Below are 23,026 nucleotides of genomic sequence, written 5' to 3'. Positions count from 1 at the left end.
GGCGGTGCCGGAAGTCCTGGTGAATCGTTGGTCGAATGGGTTGGCCAGAGCCCGGCCGCTGCCTACCATCGATCATCGCAGGACTTTGTGCACCGCCGCACAAGCTCTCCTCAGGAGGTTTCCTTGCACCGCCGTCGCCGCACCGCGCTCCTCCTCACCGCCGCCCTCACCGCGGCGGCCCCCCTGCTCACCGCCTGCGGAAACGACGCCCACCCCGGGGCGGCGGCCGTCGTGGGCGGCCAGCGGATCACGGTGTCGCAGCTGGAGAGCCGGGTCGGCGAGATCCGCGCGGCCCAGCGGGAGGCGGTGCCGGACGAGGCCCAGTACGAGCAGGCCGTCGCCCGCACCGGCAGCCTCACCCGCGACACCCTGCACGGCATGGTCCTGGACCGGGTGCTGGAGCGCGCCGCGCGCGACGCCGGTGTGACGGTCACTCCCAAGGAGGTCCAGGGGATGCGCTCCGGCCTGGAGGAGCAGGCCGGCGGGGCCGAGGCGCTGGAGACGACCTGGCTGCAGCAGTACGGCATCCCGCCGGAGCGGCTCGACGACAACCTCCGCCTCCAGCTCCAGGCCCAGAAGCTCGCCCAGCGGCTCGGCACCGACACCAGCAGGCCCGAGTTCTGGCAGGCCCTGTCCGAGGCGAGCAAGGACCTCGACGTCGACCTCAACCCGCGCTACGGCACCTGGGACGACGAGAAGAGCAGCCGCGTCGACGCCAGGACCCCGTGGGTACGGGACGTCACGGCGGCAGCCGCCGCCCAGCCGGTCGCCTGACGAGCCAGGCGTACTGTCACACCGCGCCGGTCCCCCTGTGGACAACTTTCGGGGGCCGGCGGCGCCGTGGGTTAGTTTCGGATCGTGAACGCAACCAGCCCCGCGGCCCCCGCCGCGGCCCCGACCGGCCGCATCGTCCTGCTCACCACCAGCCACCGCGTCGCGCCCGGCCTGCTGTCCTGGCCCGCCTGGCAGACCCTGCACGCGGCCGACACGGTGCTGTGCGCGGACGGCGCCCATCCGCAGCTGCCGTATCTGCGCGAGGCGGGCATACCGGTCGAGGAGGCGTCCCCGGCCGCCGAGGAGCTGGTGGCCGCCTGCGCCGGCGGGCGCACGGTGGCGGTCGTGGCGACCGGCGAGGGCGAGCCCGCCCTGACCGACGGCCTGGCCCGCCTCGCCGGCACCGGCCGCGTCCCGATGCCGGAACTGGAACTGCTCCCCGCCTCCTACGACCTGCCGGGCGCCCGCCTGCTCGACCTCGTCCAGGTCATGGACCGCATCCGCGCCGAATGCCCCTGGTCCTCCCGGCAGACCCACAAGGGCCTGGCGAAGTACGGCATCGAGGAGGCGTACGAACTCGTCGAGGCGATCGAGGAGGGCGACCGGGACGAACTGCGCGAGGAACTGGGCGACGTCCTCCTCCAGGTCGTCTTCCACGCCCGGATAGCCGAGGAGCACCCCGAGGAGCCCTTCTCCGTCGACGACGTGGCCGGCGGCATCGTCGCCAAGCTCATCCACCGTCACCCCCACGTCTTCGGTGACGAGACGGCGACCACCCCCGAGGAGGTCAAGGAGCACTGGCTGCGCACCAAGGCGGTCGAGAAGCGGCGCACCTCGGTCACCGAGGGCGTCCCTCTCGGCCAGCCGGGACTGGCCCTCGCCGCCAAACTCGCCTCCCGCGTCCGCACGGCGGGCCTGGACGTCCCCCTGCCCCGGGCGGAGGGCATCGGCTACGAACTGCTCGGCCTCGCGGCGCGGGCCGAGGCGGAGGGCGTCGACCCGGAAGCGGCGCTGCGCGCGGCCGCCCGGGCCTACCGGGACGCGATACGGGCCGCCGAGGGCGTGGGGGAGTAGGGCGCAGTCCCCCGGCGTTGCCGGACGCCGACGCGGGGAGCAGGGCGTACCCGCCCGTGCGCCGCCGGATACGGTCGAGCGGTGACCGACCAGCACCAGCCTCAGCACCGGCCCCGGCCCGAGAGCGGCGCCCCCGAACTCTTCACCTGGGAGTTCGCGAGCGACCCCTACCCCGCGTACGCCTGGCTGAGGGAGCACGCGCCCGTGCACCGGACGCGGTTGCCCAGCGGAGTGGAGGCCTGGCTGGTCACCCGGTACGCCGACGCCAGGCAGACCCTCGCCGACCCCCGCCTCTCGAAGAACCCGGCGCACCACGACGAGCCCGCCCACGCCAAGGGCAGGACCGGTATCCCCGGCGAGCGCAAGGCCGATCTGATGACGCATCTGCTCAACATCGACCCGCCGGACCACACCCGGCTGCGCAGGCTGGTCAGCAAGGCGTTCACACCGCGTCGGGTCGCCGAGTTCGCGCCCCGGGTGCAGGAGCTCACCGACGGGCTCATCGACCGGTTCGCGGAACGCGGCTCCGCAGACCTCATCCACGACTTCGCCTTCCCGCTCCCCATCTACGCCATCTGCGACCTGCTCGGCGTTCCGGAGGGGGACCAGGACGACTTCCGCGACTGGGCGGGCATGATGATCCGGCACGCGGGCGGCCCCAGGGGCGGGGTCGCCCGGTCGGTGAAGAAGATGCGCGGCTACCTGGCCGACCTGATCCACCGCAAGCGCGAGGCCCTGCCCGCCGAACCCGCCCCCGGCGAGGACCTCATCTCCGGCCTGATCCGTGCCTCCGACCACGGCGAGCACCTCACCGAGAACGAGGCCGCCGCCATGGCGTTCATCCTGCTGTTCGCCGGCTTCGAGACCACCGTCAACCTCATCGGCAACGGTACCTACGCCCTCCTCACCCACCCGGGGCAGCGCGAGCGCCTGCAGACGTCCCTCGCCGCCGGGGAGCGCGGGCTGCTGGAGACCGGAGTGGAGGAACTCCTGCGCTACGACGGGCCCGTGGAGCTGGCCACCTGGCGGTTCGCCACCGAGGCGCTCACCCTCGGCGGGCAGCACATCTCCGCCGGTGACCCGGTCCTCGTCGTCCTGGCCGCCGCGGACCGCGATCCGGAGCGGTTCGCCGACCCCGACGCGCTCGACCTCGCACGGCGCGACAACCAGCACCTGGGGTACGGCCACGGCATCCACTACTGCCTGGGCGCGCCGCTGGCCCGGCTGGAGGGCCAGACCGCGCTCGCCACGCTGCTGACCCGGCTGCCGGATCTCGAACTCGCGGCGGATCCGGCCGAACTGCGCTGGCGCGGCGGCCTCATCATGCGCGGACTGCGCACACTGCCGGTGAAATTCACCCCGCCCTCGATGTGATGTTGCGAACGGGGCGACGCGCCCGGGGCGCATTCCGAAATGCCCCGGATGGTGTTCGAAAGGGCTCAGGAAAAGTCCTCGGCGTACGCGCCGGCCGCGGCGCAAGTGACCGTCAGAACCTCCTCGAACACGGTCCGTCGACCGCTGGCGGGACGTCCACGAAGGTGACGCCCACTCAACTCTGTGATCTTCGTGTGATCTGCGCGGCATGAACTTGTGACAGACGTTCGACTGCCTATACGTTCACCCATCAAGCGCGGCGTCCCGCTTTTCAAACGCCATGGTTCGAAGCGCCGTGCGAGCAACTGTTGTCCTGCGAAAGGTCTCCGCATGCTCTCCGGGAACGGTCGTCACCGTCGCCCCCGCCAGGCTCCGGCTCTTCTCGTCGCGGCCGGAGTGACCGGCTCGGCCATCGCGATCCCCCTCCTCGGAGCCGGCGCCGCCAGTGCCGCCGACGGCTCGACCTGGGACCGGGTGGCCGAGTGCGAGTCGGGCGGCTCTTGGAGCCAGAACTCCGGCAACGGTTACTACGGCGGCCTGCAGTTGACCCAGGAGGACTGGGAGGCGTACGGCGGCCTCGACTACGCGACCAGCGCCGACCAGGCCAGCCGCGGCCAGCAGATAGCCGTGGCCGAGAAGATCCTCGCCGACCAGGGTGTCGGCGCGTGGAGAGCCTGCGGGCTGCTCGGGGGCCTGGAGCAGGACTCGTCCGTGCTCGACATCGACACCGGCGTGGAGGGCGACTCGTCGGGCACGTCCGGCTCCGAGAGGTCCGCCACTCCGTCGCCGTCCCAGTCCGCCGGCTCCTCGTCGGACGCGAAGGACGCGAAGGGCGCCGAGGGCGCTGCGGACGACCGGGAGGAGGAAGGAGGGGCGGACGGATCGGCCGCCCCCGACGCTTCCCCCTCCGCCTCCGCGTCTCCCTCCGCCAAGGGCGATGATTCGGACAAGTCGGGGCAAAAGTCCGACGCTTCGGAATCGGTCGACGGTGAGAACTCCGGCAACGGCCGTCACCGCGGCGTCAGCGCCGAGGAAGAGGCGCGTGAGGACCGTGAGGCCGGGTCCTCCGGCAAGCACGCCTCGCGCGGCGGTCTCGGCTTCACGCGCGGCCTCGACAGCTCCTCCCCGTCGAGCGACTCCGCCCCGGGCTCCGCGAGCGGCTCCTCGGTCGCCTCCGACTCCCTTGCCCTCGGCGGCGGATGGCTCGCCCAGTACGGCGGGGGCGACGAGGCCGAAGGTGCCGCCGCCCCGAATCTCACCCTTTTCGGCTAGGAAAGCGCATCCGGGTTTCAATCGGGTGAATGCTGACATTCCCGCAGTGATGGCCGGTTGTTCGGGAGTCGGCCTTACGCCGGCTGGGTGGCGACGGCGCGCCGACCGGGTGACAGGCGACTCGGCGTGCGAAAAAGCGCGCCGAGGCCGGAAGTTGAGAGTCCCGGTTCGCAACGAATGTCTGGTTTAAAGGTGATGAGAGATAGGTCTCAGAAGCCCTGATCGTCTTTGATAATCCGCTGCGAGCATGTCTACGGTCGTGATCGCTCGCCATCGCGGGCCCCGGCTGCCGCCACGCCGAATCCTGCCAGTGGCAGCACGGGAACAGTCGTCGCGTCATGCGCCGTAGGCAGGAGCGGGGGACCCAAGGTAGGCGCCGGATCCGGTGAAGTACGCCGGATACGGCTCGGGGTGAAGCCGCGTCCCGCAAGGGAACGCGGCCGGGCAACTCAACCGGCCCGAACCCGACAGCTCACCTCGTAGGCGTCGGTGAGGGGATCCATCCATGCTGTTTTCCAGCAAGGGCAAGCACCGTCGTCCGTCCAGGGCCACCCGTGTCATCGCCGTCGCCGGCGTCACCGGTGCCGCCGTCGCCGCCCCGCTGATGGCGGCCGGCAGCGCCTCCGCCGCCACCGCCTCCGAGTGGGAAGCCGTCGCCCAGTGCGAGTCCGGCGGCAACTGGTCGATCAACACCGGCAACGGCTACTACGGCGGTCTGCAGTTCTCCGCCTCCACCTGGGCCGGCTACGGCGGCACGAAGTACGCCGCCACCGCCGACCAGGCCGGCAAGGCCCAGCAGATCGAGATCGCCGAGAAGGTCCTCGCGGGCCAGGGCAAGGGTGCCTGGCCGGTCTGCGGCAAGGGCCTGTCCGGCGCCGCCTACACCGGTGGCGGTTCCGCCGGGGGCTCGGGCGGCCAGAGCTCCGGCAGCCAGGACAGCGGCTCCTCGCAGAGCTCCCAGCAGCAGGCCCCGGAGCAGCAGGCCCCGGAGCAGAGCACCGAGGCCGCTCCCGAGCGTTCCGCCGAGCAGAAGGCCTCCCGCTCCGAGGAGCGTCCGGCCGCCAAGAAGACCGTCACCACCCCGACCGGCGAGAAGGTCGAGAAGGGCGACGGCGAGTACAAGGTCCTCAAGGGGGACACCCTCAGCTCGATCGCCTCGGAGCACGACGTCAAGGGCGGCTGGGACAAGCTGTTCAAGCTGAACGACGACATCGTCGAGGACGCCGACCTCATCTACCCCGGCCAGCAGCTGCACCTGAAGTAGGACGGCGGCCGCAGGCCCGGGCCCCGTCCCCGCGGGGTCTGCCCCGCCCCGGCGCGTGTCCCCGTACGCGCCGGGGCGGGGCTTTTTCGTGGCCGGCGCCCGGATCCGGTCCGTACGCGGTGCCGGAGGCGGTCCGTGCCGCGGCGCCGGACCCGGTTCCCCGTTTCCCGGATTTCCCGGAAACCTCTTTGTTCCGTTCGGAAACAATTTACTCTCGGTTCTGTCCGTGAAGCGGCCGACCGGATGGCCGATCGCCCCGAGCCGGATAGGCTCGGGTCCGCAGGGCCCCGTGGCCCCGCTGAATCACGTCACATCCATGAAGGAGATGCTCGTGCCGTCCATCGACGTCGTCGTAGCCCGGGAAATCCTGGACTCCCGAGGCAACCCCACGGTCGAGGTCGAGGTCGGCCTCGACGACGGCAGCACGGGTCGTGCCGCCGTCCCGTCCGGCGCCTCCACCGGCGCCTTCGAGGCCATCGAACTCCGTGACGGAGACCCCGACCGTTACCAGGGCAAGGGCGTCGAGAAGGCCGTCCTGGCCGTCATCGAGCAGATCGGCCCGGAGCTCGTGGGCTACGACGCCACCGAGCAGCGCCTGATCGACCAGGCGATGTTCGACCTGGACGCCACCGACAACAAGGGCTCCCTCGGCGCCAACGCCATCCTCGGCGTCTCCCTGGCCGTAGCCCACGCCGCCTCCGAGGCCAGCGACCTGCCCCTCTTCCGCTACCTCGGCGGCCCCAACGCGCACCTGCTGCCGGTGCCGATGATGAACATCCTCAACGGCGGTTCGCACGCGGACTCCAACGTGGACATCCAGGAGTTCATGATCGCCCCGATCGGCGCGGAGTCCTTCTCCGAGGCCCTGCGCTGGGGCACCGAGGTCTACCACACGCTGAAGAAGGTGCTGAAGGGCCGCGGCCTGTCCACCGGCCTCGGCGACGAGGGCGGCTTCGCCCCGAACCTCGGCTCCAACCGCGAGGCCCTCGACCTCATCCTCGAGGCCATCAAGGAAGCCGGTTACACCCCCGGCGAGCAGATCGCCCTCGCGCTCGACGTCGCCGCCTCCGAGTTCTACAAGGACGGCACATACGTCTTCGAGGGCAAGGAGCGCTCCGCCGCCGAGATGACGGAGTACTACGCCGAGCTGGTCGCCGCGTACCCGCTGGTCTCCATCGAGGACCCGCTGTTCGAGGACGACTGGGACGGCTGGAAGGCCCTCACCGACAAGCTCGGCGACAAGGTCCAGATCGTCGGCGACGACCTGTTCGTCACCAACCCGGAGCGCCTGGCCCGCGGCATCGAGGAGGGCGCGGCCAACGCCCTGCTGGTCAAGGTGAACCAGATCGGTTCGCTGACCGAGACCCTGGACGCCGTCGAGCTGGCCCAGCGCAACGGCTTCAAGTGCATGATGTCGCACCGCTCCGGCGAGACCGAGGACGTCACCATCGCCGACCTGGCCGTCGCCACCAACTGCGGCCAGATCAAGACCGGTGCCCCGGCCCGCTCCGAGCGCGTCGCCAAGTACAACCAGCTGCTGCGCATCGAGGAGATCCTCGACGACGCCGCGGTGTACGCCGGCCGCAGCGCCTTCCCGCGGTTCAAGGGCTGATCCGCTGATCCACTGGTCTGCCGACCCGATGACCCGTGCCGGGTGACGACCGCGGTCGTCGTGTTCTGGCCGGTCGTCCGTACGTCCCCGGACGCGGTCCCGTACCGTGTCCGGGGACGTACGCGCGTATGACAGGGGAACGGGAGGCGGGGAAATGGCCGTGAAGGACCGGGACCGGTTCTCCACCGCGACCAGGATCCGGCTGATCGGCGAGCAGACCGCCGCCCGGGTCTACCGCTCGCAGACCAAACGCCAGGCCCGCCGCTCCCGGCTGACCGGCCGGGCCGCACTGCTCGCCCTGGTCGTCTGTTCGCTGATCGTGGCCCTCGCCTACCCCATGCGGGAGTACGTGGCCCAGCGCGCCGACATCGCCGACCTCCAGCGGGAGAAGGACGCAGCCGGGCAGCGGGTCGAACAGCTGCGCGACCTGAAGGCGCGCTGGCAGGACGACGCCTACGCCGAGCAGCAGGTCCGCGCCCGGCTGCACTACGTCATGCCCGGCGAGACCGGCTACATCGTGATCGACCCGGGCACGGCCGAGCAGCCGCGCGCCGACCGCGGAGCGGCCGACCGCCCCTGGTACGCGAACGTCTGGGACGGCGTCGACAAGTCCGATGCGGCCGGGCGATGAGCCAGGCGCCGTAGCCTTACCACCGACAGGCCCTCCGGCCGCCCACAGGCCCCCGGCCACCACAGGCCCCCGGCCACCCACAGGCCCTCCGGGACCCCGCAAGGCCCCGGCTGCGGCCGCATCACCTCGCACGAGCACCGCAGAGAGACAGGTATGGACACGCCCCCGCCCACGACCCCGCGCACCGACCCGACCGACGCGGACGTCGAGGCGTTCAAGCAGCAGCTCGGACGGCCCCCGCGCGGCCTGCGCGCCATCGCGCACCGCTGTCCCTGCGGGCAGCCGGACGTCGTCGAGACCGCGCCGAAACTGCCCGACGGCACCCCCTTCCCGACGCTGTACTACCTCACCTGCCCCCGGGCCGCCTCGGCGATCGGGACGCTGGAGGCGAACGGCGTGATGAAGGAGATGACGGAGCGGCTGGCGACGGACCAGGAGCTGGCGGCCGCGTACCGCGCGGCGCACGAGGACTACATCCGGCGCCGCGACGAGATCGAGGAACTGAGGAACTTCCCGAGCGCCGGCGGGATGCCGGACCGGGTGAAGTGCCTGCACGTCCTGGTCGCCCACTCGCTGGCCGCCGGCCCCGGCGTCAACCCGCTGGGCGACGAGGCGCTCGCGATGCTGCCGCAGTGGTGGCGCAAGGGCCCGTGCGTGACGGCCGCCGAGCCGCCCGCCGGCGAGGGATGGCAGGTGGAGAGCTCGGACGGCGGCTACTTCGCAGTCAAGCCGATCGAGGAGAACGACCGATGACCCGTGTCGCCGCCATCGACTGCGGTACCAACTCGATCCGGCTCCTGGTGGCCGACGCCGACCCGCTCACGGGTGAACTCGTCGACCTGGACCGGCGCATGACGATCGTGCGGCTCGGCCAGGGCGTCGACCGCACGGGCCGGCTCGCCCCCGAGGCGCTGGAGCGGACGTTCGCCGCCTGCCGCGCGTACGCGCAGGCCATCAAGGAGCACGGCGCGCAGCGCGTCCGCTTCGTCGCCACCTCCGCCTCCCGCGACGCCGAGAACCGCGACGAGTTCGTGCGCGGGGTGCTGGACATCCTCGGCGTGGAGCCCGAGGTCATCACCGGCGACCAGGAGGCCGAGTTCTCCTTCACCGGAGCCACCAGGGAACTGGCGGGCCGTGCGGACCTGCACCGCCCGTTCCTGGTCGTGGACATCGGCGGCGGCTCCACCGAGTTCGTCGTGGGCGACGACCACGTACGGGCCGCCCGGTCCGTCGACGTGGGCTGCGTACGGATGACCGAGCGGCACCTGCTGCGGGACGGGGCGGTGCAGGACCCGCCGTCCGAGGAACGGATCGCGGCGATGCGGGCCGACATCGAGGCCGCCCTCGACCGGGCCGAGCGGACGGTCCCGCTGCGTGAGGCCCGCACCCTGGTCGGCCTGGCCGGTTCGGTCACGACGGTGTCGGCGATCGCCCAGGACCTCCCCGCGTACGACTCGACGGTCATCCACCACTCCCGGGTCACCCTGGAACGCGTCCGCGAGATCACCGGCCGCCTGCTCCACTCCACCCACGCCGAACGCGCGGAGATCCCCTCCATGCATCCCGGCCGGGTCGACGTCATCGGAGCGGGCGCCCTCGTCCTCCTCGCCGTCATGGAACGCACCGGCGCGAAGGAGGTCGTCGTCAGCGAACACGACATCCTGGACGGGATCGCTCACTTCACGGCGAGCGAGGCGCGTTGAGGGGCGGTGCCCGGCGGTGCCGGTGTCGGGCGGGGCGTCACAGGTTGCGGTAGACGTCCCGCCGGTCGCCCACCTTGACGACGAGGATGACGAGTTCACCATCGTTGATCTGGTAGGCGATCCGGTAGCTTCCTACCCGGAGCCGGTAGAGCCCCGACGGGCCGGTGAGTTTCTTGACGTCGGCGTCCTGGCGGTACGGGTCCTCACCGAGTGCGGTCAGCGCGGTCAGGATGCGCATGGCGTCGGGCCGGGTGATGGCCCGGAACTGCCGCTGTGCCGCCGTGGTGAACCGGAAGGCGTACTTCACGCCGCCCCGCCGTCCTGCTCGCTGAACAAGTTCGCCAGCAGTTCCGCCATCGTCACGGTGGTGCCGCCCTCGGCCAGCACCGCTTCGGCCTCACGCGCCAACATCACGTCGGCTGCTTCCTCCAACGCTTCGAAGTCCGAGATCGGAACCACGGCTGCCACCGGGGCACCGTTGCGCGTAATGACGGTCGGGACGCCCTCCTCGGCCCGGTTGATGTGGTCGGCGAGGTGTGCGCGTGCTTCCCGTACGGTCACGGTGTTCTCAGTCATGGGGTCAGTGTACGCACCCCTGTGTACACGTGACATCGGTCGGGAGATCGCGTTCGTGCGCGATCCTCGACGGGATCGCCTGGTCCGTCGCCGCCGGCGAGTAGTGCTCTGCCGAGCAGCGTGAACACGCTTTGAGCGGTGATCGGAAGGGCCTGTCGGGCCCTTCCGCGGGGCGTCGGCGGGAAAGTTCGTGAAGTTCTTCACAAGGGAAAGGGCCCCGTGGGCCGAAGAACTGGGTCCGGTTGACCCTTTCGAGCCCCCTGGGCTGCTTTGAACGTGTTCAGGAGGCGTGGGCGAGAGGTGCTCAGGAGGTCGCGGCGGACCCTCCCCGCAGAGCCTCACGACGCCTTCGGGGGTGAAGAGAGGCAGCTCACGCGGCATTGACAACGGGTCACCCGCGGTCCTGGTTCCCGACTCCCGGCATGGGCTTGATCACAAAAGTCGGGAAGTGTAACACGACCGCTGTCCGAGCTTGTGAAGGGGCGCACGAGCCCGCCCCCCGGGGCGGGTGGATACTCGATGGCATGAGCACCACGGAGCGTCCCAGGATCCTCGTAGTAGGCGGTGGGTACGTAGGCCTGTACGCAGCTCGGCGCATCCAGAAGAAGATGCGTTACGGCGAGGCGACCGTCACCGTCGTCGACCCGCGGTCGTACATGACCTACCAGCCCTTCCTCCCCGAAGCCGCCGCCGGCAACATCTCCCCGCGGCACGTCGTCGTCCCCCTGCGACGCGTGCTCCCCAAGGCGGAGGTTCTCACCGGCCGGGTCACCACCATCGACCAGGACCGCAAGGTCGCCACGGTCGCGCCGCTCGTCGGCGAGGCCTACGAGCTGCCCTTCGACTACCTGGTCATCGCGATGGGCGCGGTCTCCCGCACCTTCCCGATCCCCGGCCTCGCCGAGCAGGGCATCGGCATGAAGGGCATCGAGGAGGCCATCGGTCTGCGCAACCACGTCCTCGAGCAGCTCGACAAGGCCGACTCCACCACGGACGAGGAGATCCGCCGCAAGGCGCTCACCTTCGTCTTCGTCGGCGGCGGCTTCGCGGGCGCGGAGACCGTCGGCGAGGTCGAGGACATGGCCCGGGACGCGGCCAAGTACTACAGGAACGTGTCCCGCGAGGACATGCGCTTCATCCTCGTCGACGCCGCCGACAAGATCCTCCCCGAGGTGGGTCCCAAGCTCGGCGCGTACGGCAAGGAGCACCTCGAGAGCCGCGGTGTCGAGGTCTACCTCTCCACCTCCATGGACTCCTGCATCGACGGCCACGTCGTGCTGAAGAACGGCCTCGAGGTCGACTCCCACACGATCGTGTGGACGGCCGGCGTCAAGCCGAACCCGGCACTGGCCCGCTTCGGCCTGCCCCTGGGCCCGCGCGGCCACGTCGACACCCGGCCGACCCTCCAGGTCACCGGCACCGATTACATCTGGGCCGCCGGCGACAACGCCCAGGTGCCGGACCTCGTGGGCCGCAAGGCCGGCAACGAGAACGCCTGGTGCCCGCCGAACGCCCAGCACGCGCTGCGCCAGGCCAAGGTCCTCGGCGACAACGTGGTCTCCGGCATGCGGGGCTTCCCGCAGAAGGACTACAGCCACGCCAACAAGGGCGCGGTGGCGGGCCTCGGCCTGCACAAGGGCGTCGCGATGATCGTCATGGGCAAGATGAAGATCAAGCTCAAGGGCCGTCTCGCCTGGTACATGCACCGCGGCTACCACGGCCTCGCGATGCCGACCTGGAACCGCAAGATCCGTGTCTTCGCCGACTGGACGCTCGCCGTGTTCCTCAAGCGCGAGGTCGTCTCGCTGGGTGCGATCCAGTCCCCGCGCGACGAGTTCTACGAGGCCGCGAAGCCGGCGCCGCTGCCCGCGGCCGCCAAGCCGGTCCCGGCCGAGAAGGCCGAGAGCGAGAAGGCCAAGGCCTCCTGACCGCAGGCCTCCTGACCGCAGGCCGCCCGACCCGCAGGCTCCGCCGGGCCCGCGCCCGGTCGGGCGGCCCGCGGTTCGTCCGCCCCGACGGTCCACCTGCCCCGACGGCCCGCCCGATGCCCCTGGTTCGCCCGTCGGGAGCGACAGGCCATCGGCCAGGCCGTCTTCGGCTCCTCGAAAGGGCCGCCCGCCATCCGTGGTGCGGGCGGCCCTTTTCGGCGTTTTGCCCACTCATGGCGCGCGCCGGGGGCTGCCGCGTGCCCCGCAGGTGTTTCCTTGGTGACGACATTCCGGGATTTTCCCTCCCCATGCTCTCGACCTCGATCGAGCGGGGGACGGCCCTATCGGAGGTGTACACCATGAGAGACGCCGCTCCGCGGCTGAAGGGCCTCGTCGAACAGCTGGTGGGCGCACCGCTCCCGCTGCGCATCCGCACCTGGGACGGATCGCAGGCCGGTCCGCCCGATGCCCCGGTCCTCGTCGTACGCAACCGCCGTGCTGTGCGCCACCTGCTGTGGAAGCCGGGCGAACTCGGGCTCGCCCGCGCCTGGGTAACCGGTGACCTCGGTGTCGAGGGCGATCTGTACACCGCCCTCGACGCCATCTCCGGCCTCGTCTGGCAGCGCGGCGAGGACGCCCCCACCCTCGCCCGGTCCCTGCGCGACCCGGGCGTCCGCTCCGCCGTCCGCGGCCTCGTCGCACTGGCCGGCCCGCCGCTGCCGCCCGGCCCGCCCCCGGAGGAGATCCGCAGGCCCCGCCGCGGCCTCCACACCAAACGCAGCGACCGGCGCGCCATCAGCCACCACTACGACGTCGGCAACGACTTCTACGAGACCGTCCTCGGCCCGTCCATGGTGTACTCCTGCGCCTACTGGCCCGCCCCGTTCCCGCGGGCCACCCTCGAACAGGCCCAGCACGACAAGCTCGAACTCGTCTGCCGCAAACTCGCCCTGACGCCCGGTCAGCGTCTGCTGGACGTCGGCTGCGGCTGGGGCTCCATGGCGATCCACGCCGCCCGCGAGCACGGCGTGGGCGTCGTCGGTGTCACCCTCTCCCAGGAGCAGGCCGGGTACGCCCGCAAGCGCGTCGCCGAGGAGGGGCTCACCGACCGCGTCGAGATCCGCGTCCAGGACTACCGTGACGTCACGGACGGCCCCTACGACGCCATCTCCTCGATCGGCATGGCCGAACACGTCGGCTCCCCGCGCTATCTGGAGTACGCCACCGCTCTGCACCGTCTCCTGAGGCCCGGCGGACGGCTGCTGAACCACCAGATCGCGCGCCGCCCGCACCGGGACGAGACGGCGTACGCACTGACCCCGTTCATCGACGCGTACGTCTTCCCCGACGGCGAACTCGCGCTCGTGGGCACCACCGTGTCCCTGCTGGAGCGGGCCGGCTTCGAGACGCGCGACGTCGAGTCGATCCGCGAGCACTACGCCCTCACCCTGCGCCGCTGGGTGGCGAACCTGGAGGCCGACTGGGACCGGGCGGTCTCCCTCGCGGGACCCGGCCGCGCCCGCGTCTGGCAGCTGTACATGGCCGCCTCCGCGCTCGCCTTCGAACGCAACCGCCTCGGCGTCAACCAGGTCCTGGCCGTGAAGACCCCCCGATCCGGTACCTCCGGCCTCCCCCTGCGGGCCCGCACCTGGAACTGACGGGGCGGGGCCCCGTCTCCCCGCCCCCGTCCGCCCCCGGCACGACGAAGGGCCCTGTTCCGACGACCGAAGCCGAGCCGGCCCCGGCCACCGGAACAGGGCCCGCGCCCCGCCTCCCGTACTGCTCCACCACCTGGCCGCCGACGGCTACTCGGCCTTGATCGCCTCGAGCATGTTCAGCCGTGCCGCCCGCCGGGCCGGCCACAGTGCCGCGAGGACGCCCACGACGCCGGCCAGCAGCAGGAAGACCGCCAGCCGGTCCCAGGGCAGGATCAGCTCGTACGTCGCCATCGTGGAGCCCACCAGCCGACCGGCGGCCCAGCCGAAGAACACGCCGAGGCCGATGCCGAGCACCCCGCCGAACAGGGAGATCACCAGGGACTCCAGGCGGACCATCCGCTTGATGCCCTTGCGGTCCAGGCCGATCGCGCGGAGCATGCCGATCTCCTGGGAGCGCTCGAACACCGACATGGCCAGGGTGTTGACGACTCCGAGGACCGCGACGAGCACGGCCATCGCCAGCAGTCCGTAGACCATGTTCAGAACCAGCGTGAACATGGACGCCAGTTCGTTGGAGATGTCCTTCTTGTCCTGCACCTTGATCCCGGGGTTGGTGCCGAGGGTCTTTACCAGCCTGTCCTTCGCCGCGTCGGAGGCGCCGCCGGAGGTCTTCACCATGACCTGTATGTCGGCCGGGTCGTCCGACTGGTGCGGGGCGAGGGTCGCGGTGTCGAGCATGATGCCGCGGAACATCTCGTTGCCCTCGTAGACACCGGCGACCGTCAGCTCCTGCTTCTCGCCGTCCTCGTAGGTGAGGGCGAAGCGCGAACCGGCCTTCCAGCCGTACCCCTCGGCCGTCTCCTGGTCGACGACGACCCGCGTGCCCGCCACCTCGAAGGCGCCGTCGAGGACCGGGAAGTCGGTCAGCTCGCCGATCGAGGCGCCGTCGACGCCGGTGAGGAAGTCGGTCTCGCCGTCGATGCGAGCGGCCGCGTTGCGCAGCGGGCTGGTGGCGGTGACGTCGTCGGACTGCTTCAGGGCCCGCTCGACGTCCGGCGACAGCCATTTGCGGTTCGCCATCGAGACCACGTAGTCGGCCTCGATCGAGGAGGCGGCCATCTTGTCGATGGCGTTCTGCAGGCTGCCCGCCACCACCGTCATGCCGGTGATCAGGGTGAGTCCGATCATCAGCGCGGACGCGGTCGCGGCCGTACGGCGCGGGTTGCGCACCGCGTTCTGCCGGGCCAGCTTCCCGGACATCCCGAAGACGCGCAGCACCGGCGCCGCGACGGCGATCAGCGGGCGGGACAGCAGCGGGGTCAGGACGAACACGCCGATGATCAGCAGCACCGCGCCGATGCCCATGGGGGCCTGGCCGTCCGTGCCGCTCATCGTCGTGGCCGCGAGGACCACCGCGATGCCGGCGCCCGAGAAGAGCGCGCCCAGCGTGTTGCGCAGGACGAGCGACTTGGTCGTCGACTTGGCGTGCACGGAGCTCATCGCCGCCACCGGCGGGATCTTCGCGGCCCGGCGGCCCGGCAGCCAGGCGGCGAGCATGGTGATCAGAACACCGACCGCGAACGCGGCGCCGACGGTGCCCGGCGTGACCACCAGCGGTCCGGCGGGCACGGACGCGTCGAACGTCCCCATCAGGGCCCGCAGCCCGGCCCCGATGCCGATACCGGCGAGCAGCCCGACCACGGCGGCGACCGCGCCCACCACGAACGCCTCGATCAGCACCGACCGGGTGACCTGCCGGCGGGAGGCGCCGACCGCGCGCATCAGCGCCAGCTCCCGGGTGCGCTGGGCGACCAGCATCGTGAAGGTGTTGGCGATGATGAACGTGCCGACGAACAGCGCGATGCCGGCGAACACCAGCAGGCCCTGCTTCATCTCCTCCATGGAGGAGGCGATCGCGCTCGCCTGGTCCTCGGCGAGCCGCGTGCCGGTGGTGGTCTCCACGGCGTCGGCGGGCAGCGCCCTGTCCAGCTCCGCCCGCAGCGCGGCGTCGGAGACGCCGTCCTTCGCCTTGACGGCGATCTCGTCGAACGTGCCCTCCTTGCCGAACAGCTTCTGCGCGGTCGCGGTGTCGAACAGCGCGAGGCTGCCGCCGGCCGCGACATTGCCGTCGTCGGTGGTGAAGACGCCGGTGACGACCGGTTCGAGGACGGGGCCGTCGACCGACATCCGTACGGTGTCACCGACCTGGTAGCCGGTGCGCTTCGCGGTCTCGGCGTCGATGAGGACCTCGTCCGCGCCCTTCGGGGCGTGCCCTTCGGTCAGCGGGTAGCGGGGGTCGTCGGTGCCCCAGTAGTTGCCGCCCTGCGACTGGAAGCCGTCGCCGATCAGCCTGCCGTCCCGGTCGGCCATGGCCGTGACCCCGGTGACGACCCCGATGGCCCGCGCGGCGCCGGGCACCCGGGCGCTGTCCTCGACCATGGCCGGGGTCAGCTCGTAGGGCTGCTCACCGAGCTTGTCGCCCTCGGCGTCCTTCCAGCCGGGGGTGACGGCGACGTCGACGTGGTCGAAGCCCCTGGCGGAGCTCTTCTGGAGGGCGTCGGAGATGGTGTTGGTGAAGACCAGGGTCCCCGACACGAAGGCCACGCCGAGCATCACGGCGAGCACGGTCATCAGGAGCCGGGCCTTGTGCGCGAACACATTGCGCAAGGCGGTACGGAACATGGGTGTCTTCTCGAGTCCAGTCGTACGGGTGGGGGGTGGTGCGGGGCGTCAGCAGGGGAGAGGGCGCGTCACCGGAAGGAGTGACGGCAATTCAGCTGGTGCGGCCCTTGGCGTCGAACTGCTTCATGCGGTCGAGCACCGAGTCGGCCGTCGGCCCGTGCACCTCGTCCACGACCCTGCCGTCCGCGAGGAACACCACCCGGTCCGCGTAGGCCGCGGCGACCGGGTCGTGGGTCACCATGACCACCGTCTGCCCCAGCTCGCGCACGGAGTTGCGCAGGAAGCCGAGCACCTCGGCGCCGGAACGGGAGTCGAGGTTGCCGGTGGGCTCGTCGCCGAAGATGATCTCGGGCCGGGAGGCGAGCGCCCGTGCCACGGCGACGCGCTGCTGCTGACCGCCGGACAGTTGCGAGGGCCGGTGGCTCAGCCGGTCGGACAGTCCGATCATCCGGATCACGGTGTCGAGCCACTGCTTGTCGGGCTTGCGCCCCGCGATGTCCATCGGGAGGGTGATGTTCTCCAGGGCCGTCAGGGTCGGCAGCAGGTTGAACGCCTGGAAGATGAAGCCGATCTTGTCCCGGCGCAGCTTGGTCAGCTGCTTGTCCTTGAGGGATCCCAGCTCGGTGTCGCCGATGCGCACGGAACCGGCCGAGAACGTGTCGAGCCCGGCCACGCAGTGCATCAGCGTGGACTTGCCCGAGCCGGAGGGGCCCATGATCGCGGTGAACTCGGCCTGCCGGAAGTCCACGGAGACCTGGTCGAGGGCTACCACCCGGGTCTCGCCCTGGCCGTAGATCTTGGACAGCTCCGTGGCGCGTGCGGCCACGGCGGTGGTCCGGTCGGCGATGGGTGCGGTGGTCACGGGATGGGCACTCCTGACGGTACGGCGTTTCACGGGAACGGGACGATCTCCATCGTCGCGCCCGCCCGCCGCCGTGTAGTCACCCGCTGCTCCGGTTCCGGGGGGCGACTCAGGGTGGACCCCGGTGGTCACCGTCATACCTGGGGCTGACGGCGGACCCTGAGCGAGGGGAGGCGTCCCCGGGGCCGAGGGGGCGCCTTCGTGCCGAACGGAGGTCCGCTGAGCGGTGGATGTCGTGGGAACGGGTGGAGCACCCTTGTCGGGACGGTGAAATCCCGTCATTCCGTATGCGCGGCCGGCCTTCGCGCGCAAGGCTCGTGGCATGTGCTGATGGCAGTTTCCGTGGCCTGATACACCCTCAGGCGCCCATAAAATAAGACAACATCGGTCCAGTACCCCGCAGTTCGGGGGAGGGGTCCCGATAGGCTCGAGAGGCTCGACGCGGAGCCCATGGCCTGCCCGGATGGTGGAATGCAGACACGGCGAGCTTAAACCTCGCTGCCCCTGCTGGGGGCGTGCCGGTTCAAGTCCGGCTCCGGGCACCACTGTTGCCGAAGCTCCTGATCCGGCAGTCCTCCTCGCCCTCGGGGCGAGGAGGCGTTCGCACCCGACGGTGCGCCGCCGAGGGGCTTGCCCATGAGGTGCCGGTGCGCGTGTGGGCGGGCTGGACATCGGGGCGCGGAACGTCACGAGCCGGGAAGGGCCGGGGCGCATGGGCAACCGTACGGTCCGGCGCTGACCGTCAGGAGGCCTCGCCGAGGGCCGCTCGAAGCCGGTCGGGGGGATCCGGTCTCCAGCACGGCATCGGCGAGGGCCTCGGTGGGCGCGGTGGCGCAGCTCGTCGACGGGGGCCGGTTCCGCAGGGCGCAGGCGGAGGGCTTGGCCGGTGACCGGCGAAACGCCCGTGCCCGGTGCCCCGGTGATGCGCAACTCGTACGAGGTCGCGTGTACGCGATCGTTCCGGGCCCTCCGGTTTCCCCCGCCCGTTTCCCCCGCCCGGGCTCGGGACGCCGGGCCCGGCGCACCGCTGGCGGTTCAGGTCCTCACGAACGGTTGCGCCCGTTGAGGGGACCGGTGTGTATCGGCGTTGCCGGGGCGAAGGTTCCGCACGGAGAGCGCGTGCGCGTACGCGCTGGGTGAAGAATGGTTTCCGGGGGTGCGGGCATGGCCGGTGCGGACGGAGGGTGGGGCGGGGTGGGGCGGCCGGGGGTGGTCTCCGACCGGTTCCGGGCAGGTCCCGGGTCGGTCATGGTTCGGTTCCCTGCGGTGAGGGGAATCACGTGGTCGCGTAGCGTGTTGTGCAGCACGACGAGGGAAAGATCCTCCCCAAGCATTAGGGTCATTCCTTTGCCTACCTATTACTCTTGAGCCCAAGGCCATGCTGTGTGGCCATGGAGGAGTGAAATGAGGAGCAGAAACCCGGTCTTCTCGCGACGGGGGTTCAGCCGCGACAACGGCTACGCGGGCTTCAACACCGCGCCGCAGGCCGGGGGTCCCGCTGTCGCCACGCAGGGCAACCCGTACGCGCAGCCCACCGGCAACCCGTACGCGCAGAACCCCTACGCACAGAACCCGTACGGTCAGCAGGACGTGCAGCACGGCGCGCCGCCGCAGGCGCCCGCCACTGCCGACCGGATGACCATCGACGACGTCGTCATGCGCACGGGCACCACGCTCGGCGTGCTCGTCGTCTTCGCCGCGCTCGCCTGGGCCCTGCTGCCCGTGGACGACGCCAACCTCGGCCGGTCCTACGGCATCGGCATCGGCGCCGCGCTGATCGCCATGGTGCTGGGCCTCGTGCAGGCCTTCAAGCGCAAGGCGGCGCCCGCGCTGATCCTGACGTACGCCGCGTTCGAGGGTGTCTTCCTCGGCGTCATCTCCAGCGTCGTCGACAACCGCATCGCAGACGGTGCGGCCATGCAGGCCGTGCTCGGCACCATGGCGGTCTTCGTCGGTGTGCTGGTGGCGTACAAGGCGGGCTGGATCCGCGTCAACCGCCGCTTCTACGGCTTCGTGATGGCGGCCGCGCTCGGCTTCATCCTGCTGATGGCCGTGAACCTGCTGTTCGCGGTGTTCGGCGGCGGTGACGGCCTCGGCTTCCGCAGCGGCCCGCTCGGCATCATCTTCGGTGTCGTCGGCATCATCCTCGGTGCCTGCTTCCTCGCCCTGGACTTCAAGCAGGTCGAGGACGGCCTCGCCTACGGTGCCCCGCGCGAGGAGGCCTGGCTCGCGGCCTTCGGCCTCACGCTGACGCTGGTCTGGCTCTACCTGGAGTTCCTGAGGCTCATCGCGATCCTCAACAGCAGTGACTAGCGTCCGGTGATCAGCGCTCGACGCGTCTGATCCACAGGGATGCACGCAAGGGCCCCGGGTTCACCCGGGGCCCTTCGCCGTGGTGCGGACGGGGTGGGTGGTGGACGGTGGGCGGGGCGCGGGCTCAGCGCAGATTGCGCGCGGCCCTTCTCAGGTCGTACTCGTGGACGATCGCCTTGGCATGGCCGTACGCCAGGTCGTACTCGTGGCGGAGCCAGCTGACCTTCTCCTCGAAGCGGAAGAGCGACGGGCCTTCCTCCTCGACGGTGCGCAGCCAGTCGGAGACCTCACGACCGGTGCAGTGCGGGATGCGGGCGAGCATGTTGCGATGGGTCTCCTCGGAGAGGACTTGGGACATCGGCGCCTCCAGCGCAGGGGTGTGAGCCGGTCCTTCAGGTCACCGTGCCTGAGCGTTCGCCCGTTGGCAACAGTCCTGTCGTGCCGCGTACGCTCGGCGCGTGGTTGATACGACGCCTCTCACCCGTGCCGTGGATCATTTCGCCGACCGCCTGCGGGCCGCGCCGCAGAGCCGGCTGCAACGGGGGGCCGCCGCCGAGGCGCTCGCCCTGGCCAGGGAACTGGCGGGGTGGACCCAGCGCGTGGAGGAGCCGGGCACCGAGCCCCGCGAGATGCCCGACGCGGGCATGTTCGCCGCCGCCGACCAGGTCACCGTCGCCGGCCACGACCTGGCGCTCGTACTGGAGAACGAGAACGAGGTCGCGGAGGCGCTACGGCTCGTGGAGGAGGCGCAGAAACGCGCCGGGGTGTAGGGCCGAAAGCGGCCCGGGTGCACGCCGGCGCGGGGAGGGGCCCGGACGGAAAGCCGGGCGGAGGAATCGGGCGGACAGGTCGGAGCGGACGGCTCAGAGGGACGCGATGACGCGGTCCGCCAGGATGTAGACGTTCTCCTCGCCGCAGGCGAAGGTCAGCGTGTACGCGCCCGAGATGCCGGAACCACCCAGCAGGAACGGACTCCGGCCCTCGCGCAGGGCCGCGGCCAGCCGCTCCGCCGTCTCCCGGTGCCCCGGCGTCATGCACAGCGTGGTGCCGTCGGCGAAGACGTAGACGTCCAGTGTGCCCAGCGGGCCGGGGCGGACGTCGGTCAGTTCCACCTCGGAGGAGGCCAGCTCCTCCAGCGTGGAGACGGTGCGCTCGTGGTCGTTCACGACCGGCGACGGGTTCGGGACGAAGTCCGGGTGCGAGGGGTGCCGTCGGCGGGCCGCCGCGAGTTCCGGGGACTCGGTGGGCGTACCGCCCTGGACGACGTCCTTCGGGGCGTACTCGTCGGCGTCGGCGCCCGGCTCGGTCACCGGCTCCAGCCCCACGAAGTCGGCCTGCCGGGGCATGAACAGCTCACTGTCGGCCAGGCCCAGCAGGGACGGCGCGTCGGAGATGTCACGCGCCTCCTGGGCGGCCCAGAACGCCCGCGCCTCGGCGAGCTCCCGCTCCCGCTCCTCCGCGAGCGCCTCGGCCACGGCCGCGCGTATCTCGTCGGCGTGGGCGGAGCGGGCGGCGGGCAGGAGCGCGCGCGTGGCGGCGGCGCGGTCCTTGACCAGTTCGGCGTGCAGGGCCGCGACCTGTCGACGCAGCACCAGAATGCTGCGCAGGACGGCGACACCCACGGCGCCGGTTGCGGCCGTGGTGACCAACAGGGCGATCGGCATGGCGCTCACTGACGTACTCCCGGTTCAAAGTCGACCTCCGACTTCCTACATCAGCTTGAAGGGCGGACTAACCATCTGTCAGTGCGTAACGTCACGAAACGGACGGAGTGTGGTTTCCGGGCCGGGCAGGGGCAGGGCTCTGACCTGCGCGAATCTCCGCGGCGAGGGAGAAAGGTCACATCCTGGGGGAGATTGGATCACGGAACGGCCCGGAACCCCGGTGCTTCAAGGGTTCCGGGCCGTTTCCTCACCGACCGTGCCGGTCCGGACACCGTGCGGCTACCCGGCCGCCGTTTCCCCGGCTCGGCTGCGACGGCCGGCGGTGACGGTCAGCTGAGGCGCTCGATGACCATGGCCATGCCCTGGCCGCCGCCGACGCACATGGTCTCCAGGCCGAACTGCTTGTCGTGGAACTGGAGGGAGTTGATGAGCGTGGCGGTGATGCGGGCTCCCGTCATGCCGAACGGGTGGCCGACGGCGATCGCGCCGCCGTTGACGTTCAGCTTCTCCAGCGGGATGCCGAGCTCGCGGTAGGAGGGGATGACCTGTGCGGCGAACGCCTCGTTGATCTCGACCAGGTCGATGTCGCCGATGCCGAGGCCGGCGCGGCGCAGCGCCTGCCGGGACGCCTCGACCGGGCCGAGGCCCATGATCTCCGGGGAGAGGCCGGAGACGCCGGTGGAGACGATCCGGGCGAGCGGGGTCAGGCCCAGCTCGCGGGCCTTGGTGTCGCTCATGACGACGAGGGCTGCGGCGCCGTCGTTGAGCGGGCAGCAGTTGGCGGCGGTGACCATGCCGTCGGGGCGGAAGGCGGGCTTGAGGCCCTGGACGCCCTCCAGGGTGACGCCGGCGCGCGGGCCGTCGTCCTTGGCGACGACCGTGCCGTCGGGCAGTGTCACCGGGGTGATCTCGCGCTCCCAGAAGCCGTTCTTGATGGCTTCCTCGGCCAGGTTCTGCGAGCGGACGCCGAACTCGTCCATGTCCTGGCGGGTGACGCCCTTCAGGCGCGCCAGGTTCTCGGCGGTCTGGCCCATCGCGATGTAGGCGTCCGGGACGAGGCCGTCCTCGCGCGGGTCGTGCCAGGTGGTGCCCTCCTGCTCCGCGACAGCGGCGGTACGGGCCTCGGCCTCGGCGAAGAAGGGGTTGCGGGTGTCGGGCAGGCTGTCGGAGTTGCCCTTCGCGAACCGGGAGACCGTCTCGACACCGGCCGAGATGAAGACGTCGCCCTCGCCGGCCTTGATGGCGTGCAGTGCCATGCGGGAGGTCTGCAGGGACGACGAGCAGTAGCGCGTGACGGTGCAGCCGGGCAGGTGGTCCATCCCCATCTGCACGGCGACGATGCGGCCGAGGTTGTTGCCCTGCTCGCCGCCGGGAAGGCCGCAGCCGAGCATCAGGTCGTCGATGTCCTTGGGGTCCAGCCCGGGGACCTTGGCGAGGGCGGCCTGGATGATCGAGGCGGTCAGGTCGTCCGGGCGCACGTCCTTGAGGGAGCCCTTGAAGGCGCGGCCGATGGGGGAACGGGCGGCAGAGACGATCACGGCTTCGGGCATTACGGCTCCTGAGGGAAGGGGCGGCGCGCAGCGCCTCGTCGAGGGGTGGTGGTCGGGCGACGGAGGGCGTACCGGGTGGTGGGGCAGGG

The 23,026-nt window shown here is 71.1% G+C and carries 20 protein-coding genes, 1 tRNA gene and 1 riboswitch; of the genes, 14 read left to right on the top strand and 7 right to left on the bottom strand.

Features of this window, described 5'->3' with window-relative positions:
- Positions 1-123: 123 nt before the first annotated feature.
- The 9 genes from ACFWVE_RS07045 (at position 124) to ACFWVE_RS07005 (ending at position 9,704) form a co-directional block, all read left to right on the top strand.
- Complete coding sequence (locus ACFWVE_RS07045) at positions 124-774, top strand: SurA N-terminal domain-containing protein (protein ID WP_384009031.1); 651 nt, start codon at positions 124-126, stop codon at positions 772-774.
- 84 nt (positions 775-858) lie between these two features.
- Positions 859-1,848 (top strand): nucleoside triphosphate pyrophosphohydrolase, encoded by a 990-nt coding sequence (locus ACFWVE_RS07040; protein WP_384009029.1) that lies wholly within the window; start codon positions 859-861, stop codon positions 1,846-1,848.
- An 81-nt stretch (positions 1,849-1,929) separates the two neighbouring features.
- Complete coding sequence (locus ACFWVE_RS07035; RefSeq protein ID WP_384009027.1) at positions 1,930-3,222, top strand: cytochrome P450; 1,293 nt, start codon at positions 1,930-1,932, stop codon at positions 3,220-3,222.
- 330 nt (positions 3,223-3,552) lie between these two features.
- Positions 3,553-4,494: a transglycosylase family protein gene (locus ACFWVE_RS07030; RefSeq protein WP_384009025.1), complete on the top strand. Its 942-nt coding sequence runs from the start codon at positions 3,553-3,555 to the stop codon at positions 4,492-4,494.
- Between the two features lie 331 nt (positions 4,495-4,825).
- Positions 4,826-4,995: riboswitch (cyclic di-AMP (ydaO/yuaA leader) on the top strand.
- Between the two features lie 4 nt (positions 4,996-4,999).
- Positions 5,000-5,758: a transglycosylase family protein gene (locus tag ACFWVE_RS07025; RefSeq protein ID WP_384009023.1), complete on the top strand. Its 759-nt coding sequence runs from the start codon at positions 5,000-5,002 to the stop codon at positions 5,756-5,758.
- A 331-nt stretch (positions 5,759-6,089) separates the two neighbouring features.
- A complete protein-coding gene (eno, locus tag ACFWVE_RS07020) occupies positions 6,090-7,370 on the top strand; it encodes a phosphopyruvate hydratase (protein WP_384009021.1) in 1,281 nt (426 codons plus the stop codon).
- A 154-nt stretch (positions 7,371-7,524) separates the two neighbouring features.
- Positions 7,525-8,001 (top strand): septum formation initiator family protein, encoded by a 477-nt coding sequence (locus tag ACFWVE_RS07015; RefSeq protein ID WP_384009019.1) that lies wholly within the window; start codon positions 7,525-7,527, stop codon positions 7,999-8,001.
- 153 nt (positions 8,002-8,154) lie between these two features.
- Positions 8,155-8,754 carry a DUF501 domain-containing protein gene (locus ACFWVE_RS07010; RefSeq protein WP_384009017.1) on the top strand — a complete coding sequence of 200 codons (600 nt, stop codon included), beginning with the start codon at positions 8,155-8,157 and terminating at the stop codon, positions 8,752-8,754.
- Positions 8,751-9,704, top strand: coding sequence for an exopolyphosphatase (locus ACFWVE_RS07005; RefSeq protein WP_384009015.1), 954 nt, complete (start codon positions 8,751-8,753; stop codon positions 9,702-9,704). The genes ACFWVE_RS07010 and ACFWVE_RS07005 overlap by 4 nt, the downstream gene beginning before the upstream one ends.
- Before the next feature lie 37 nt (positions 9,705-9,741).
- Here the strand turns inward: ACFWVE_RS07005 and ACFWVE_RS07000 are convergent, their stop codons facing one another.
- Both ACFWVE_RS07000 and ACFWVE_RS06995 read right to left on the bottom strand, forming a co-directional pair.
- Positions 9,742-10,011 (bottom strand): type II toxin-antitoxin system RelE/ParE family toxin, encoded by a 270-nt coding sequence (locus ACFWVE_RS07000; RefSeq protein WP_384009013.1) that lies wholly within the window; start codon positions 10,009-10,011, stop codon positions 9,742-9,744.
- Positions 10,008-10,280: a type II toxin-antitoxin system Phd/YefM family antitoxin gene (locus tag ACFWVE_RS06995; protein WP_384009011.1), complete on the bottom strand. Its 273-nt coding sequence runs from the start codon at positions 10,278-10,280 to the stop codon at positions 10,008-10,010. Before ACFWVE_RS06995 ends, ACFWVE_RS07000 begins: the two co-directional genes overlap by 4 nt.
- A 524-nt stretch (positions 10,281-10,804) precedes the next feature.
- Here ACFWVE_RS06995 and ACFWVE_RS06990 point away from each other — a divergent pair.
- On the top strand, positions 10,805-12,208 hold the full coding sequence (locus tag ACFWVE_RS06990) for an NAD(P)/FAD-dependent oxidoreductase (RefSeq protein ID WP_384009009.1): 1,404 nt from the start codon (positions 10,805-10,807) through the stop codon (positions 12,206-12,208).
- A 359-nt stretch (positions 12,209-12,567) separates the two neighbouring features.
- Positions 12,568-13,866, top strand: coding sequence for a class I SAM-dependent methyltransferase (locus ACFWVE_RS06985; protein WP_384009007.1), 1,299 nt, complete (start codon positions 12,568-12,570; stop codon positions 13,864-13,866).
- 147 nt (positions 13,867-14,013) lie between these two features.
- Here the strand turns inward: ACFWVE_RS06985 and ACFWVE_RS06980 are convergent, their stop codons facing one another.
- Both ACFWVE_RS06980 and ACFWVE_RS06975 read right to left on the bottom strand, forming a co-directional pair.
- A complete protein-coding gene (locus ACFWVE_RS06980) occupies positions 14,014-16,548 on the bottom strand; it encodes an ABC transporter permease (protein WP_384009005.1) in 2,535 nt (844 codons plus the stop codon).
- A gap of 91 nt (positions 16,549-16,639) precedes the next feature.
- Positions 16,640-17,410 (bottom strand): ABC transporter ATP-binding protein, encoded by a 771-nt coding sequence (locus tag ACFWVE_RS06975; protein ID WP_042171736.1) that lies wholly within the window; start codon positions 17,408-17,410, stop codon positions 16,640-16,642.
- 457 nt (positions 17,411-17,867) lie between these two features.
- On the opposite strand from ACFWVE_RS06975, the gene ACFWVE_RS06970 reads away from it, so the two are divergent.
- Both ACFWVE_RS06970 and ACFWVE_RS06965 read left to right on the top strand, forming a co-directional pair.
- Positions 17,868-17,955 (top strand) — tRNA-Leu (locus ACFWVE_RS06970).
- An 859-nt stretch (positions 17,956-18,814) separates the two neighbouring features.
- Positions 18,815-19,723: a Bax inhibitor-1/YccA family protein gene (locus ACFWVE_RS06965; protein ID WP_384009003.1), complete on the top strand. Its 909-nt coding sequence runs from the start codon at positions 18,815-18,817 to the stop codon at positions 19,721-19,723.
- A 124-nt stretch (positions 19,724-19,847) separates the two neighbouring features.
- On the opposite strand, the gene ACFWVE_RS06960 is transcribed toward ACFWVE_RS06965, so the two are convergent.
- Positions 19,848-20,081: a DUF4287 domain-containing protein gene (locus tag ACFWVE_RS06960; RefSeq protein WP_055573748.1), complete on the bottom strand. Its 234-nt coding sequence runs from the start codon at positions 20,079-20,081 to the stop codon at positions 19,848-19,850.
- Positions 20,082-20,181: 100 nt separating this feature from the next.
- On the opposite strand from ACFWVE_RS06960, the gene ACFWVE_RS06955 reads away from it, so the two are divergent.
- Complete coding sequence (locus tag ACFWVE_RS06955; protein ID WP_384009001.1) at positions 20,182-20,493, top strand: hypothetical protein; 312 nt, start codon at positions 20,182-20,184, stop codon at positions 20,491-20,493.
- Positions 20,494-20,586: 93 nt separating this feature from the next.
- Here the strand turns inward: ACFWVE_RS06955 and ACFWVE_RS06950 are convergent, their stop codons facing one another.
- Entirely contained in the window at positions 20,587-21,396 is an 810-nt protein-coding gene (locus ACFWVE_RS06950; protein ID WP_384008999.1) for a hypothetical protein, read from the bottom strand.
- Between the two features lie 320 nt (positions 21,397-21,716).
- A complete protein-coding gene (locus tag ACFWVE_RS06945) occupies positions 21,717-22,937 on the bottom strand; it encodes an acetyl-CoA C-acetyltransferase (RefSeq protein WP_384008997.1) in 1,221 nt (406 codons plus the stop codon).
- Positions 22,938-23,026 lie beyond the last annotated feature (89 nt).

The organism is Streptomyces sp. NPDC058632, from assembly GCF_042717095.1.
Lineage (GTDB): Bacteria > Actinomycetota > Actinomycetes > Streptomycetales > Streptomycetaceae > Streptomyces.
The sequence above is the reverse complement of the archived record's forward strand: the minus strand, read 5'-3'. Positions and strand labels throughout refer to the sequence as shown.

Coding starts and splice junctions, on each gene's coding strand:
- ACFWVE_RS07030 (WP_384009025.1), top strand. CDS start 3,553: ATGCTCTCCGGGAACGGTCGTCACCGTCGCCCCCGCCAGGCTCCGGCT.
- ACFWVE_RS07025 (WP_384009023.1), top strand. CDS start 5,000: ATGCTGTTTTCCAGCAAGGGCAAGCACCGTCGTCCGTCCAGGGCCACC.
- ACFWVE_RS07015 (WP_384009019.1), top strand. CDS start 7,525: ATGGCCGTGAAGGACCGGGACCGGTTCTCCACCGCGACCAGGATCCGG.
- ACFWVE_RS07010 (WP_384009017.1), top strand. CDS start 8,155: ATGGACACGCCCCCGCCCACGACCCCGCGCACCGACCCGACCGACGCG.
- ACFWVE_RS07005 (WP_384009015.1), top strand. CDS start 8,751: ATGACCCGTGTCGCCGCCATCGACTGCGGTACCAACTCGATCCGGCTC.
- ACFWVE_RS06995 (WP_384009011.1), bottom strand. CDS start 10,280: ATGACTGAGAACACCGTGACCGTACGGGAAGCACGCGCACACCTCGCC.
- ACFWVE_RS06990 (WP_384009009.1), top strand. CDS start 10,805: ATGAGCACCACGGAGCGTCCCAGGATCCTCGTAGTAGGCGGTGGGTAC.
- ACFWVE_RS06985 (WP_384009007.1), top strand. CDS start 12,568: ATGAGAGACGCCGCTCCGCGGCTGAAGGGCCTCGTCGAACAGCTGGTG.
- ACFWVE_RS06980 (WP_384009005.1), bottom strand. CDS start 16,548: ATGTTCCGTACCGCCTTGCGCAATGTGTTCGCGCACAAGGCCCGGCTC.
- ACFWVE_RS06965 (WP_384009003.1), top strand. CDS start 18,815: ATGAGGAGCAGAAACCCGGTCTTCTCGCGACGGGGGTTCAGCCGCGAC.
- ACFWVE_RS06960 (WP_055573748.1), bottom strand. CDS start 20,081: ATGTCCCAAGTCCTCTCCGAGGAGACCCATCGCAACATGCTCGCCCGC.
- ACFWVE_RS06945 (WP_384008997.1), bottom strand. CDS start 22,937: ATGCCCGAAGCCGTGATCGTCTCTGCCGCCCGTTCCCCCATCGGCCGC.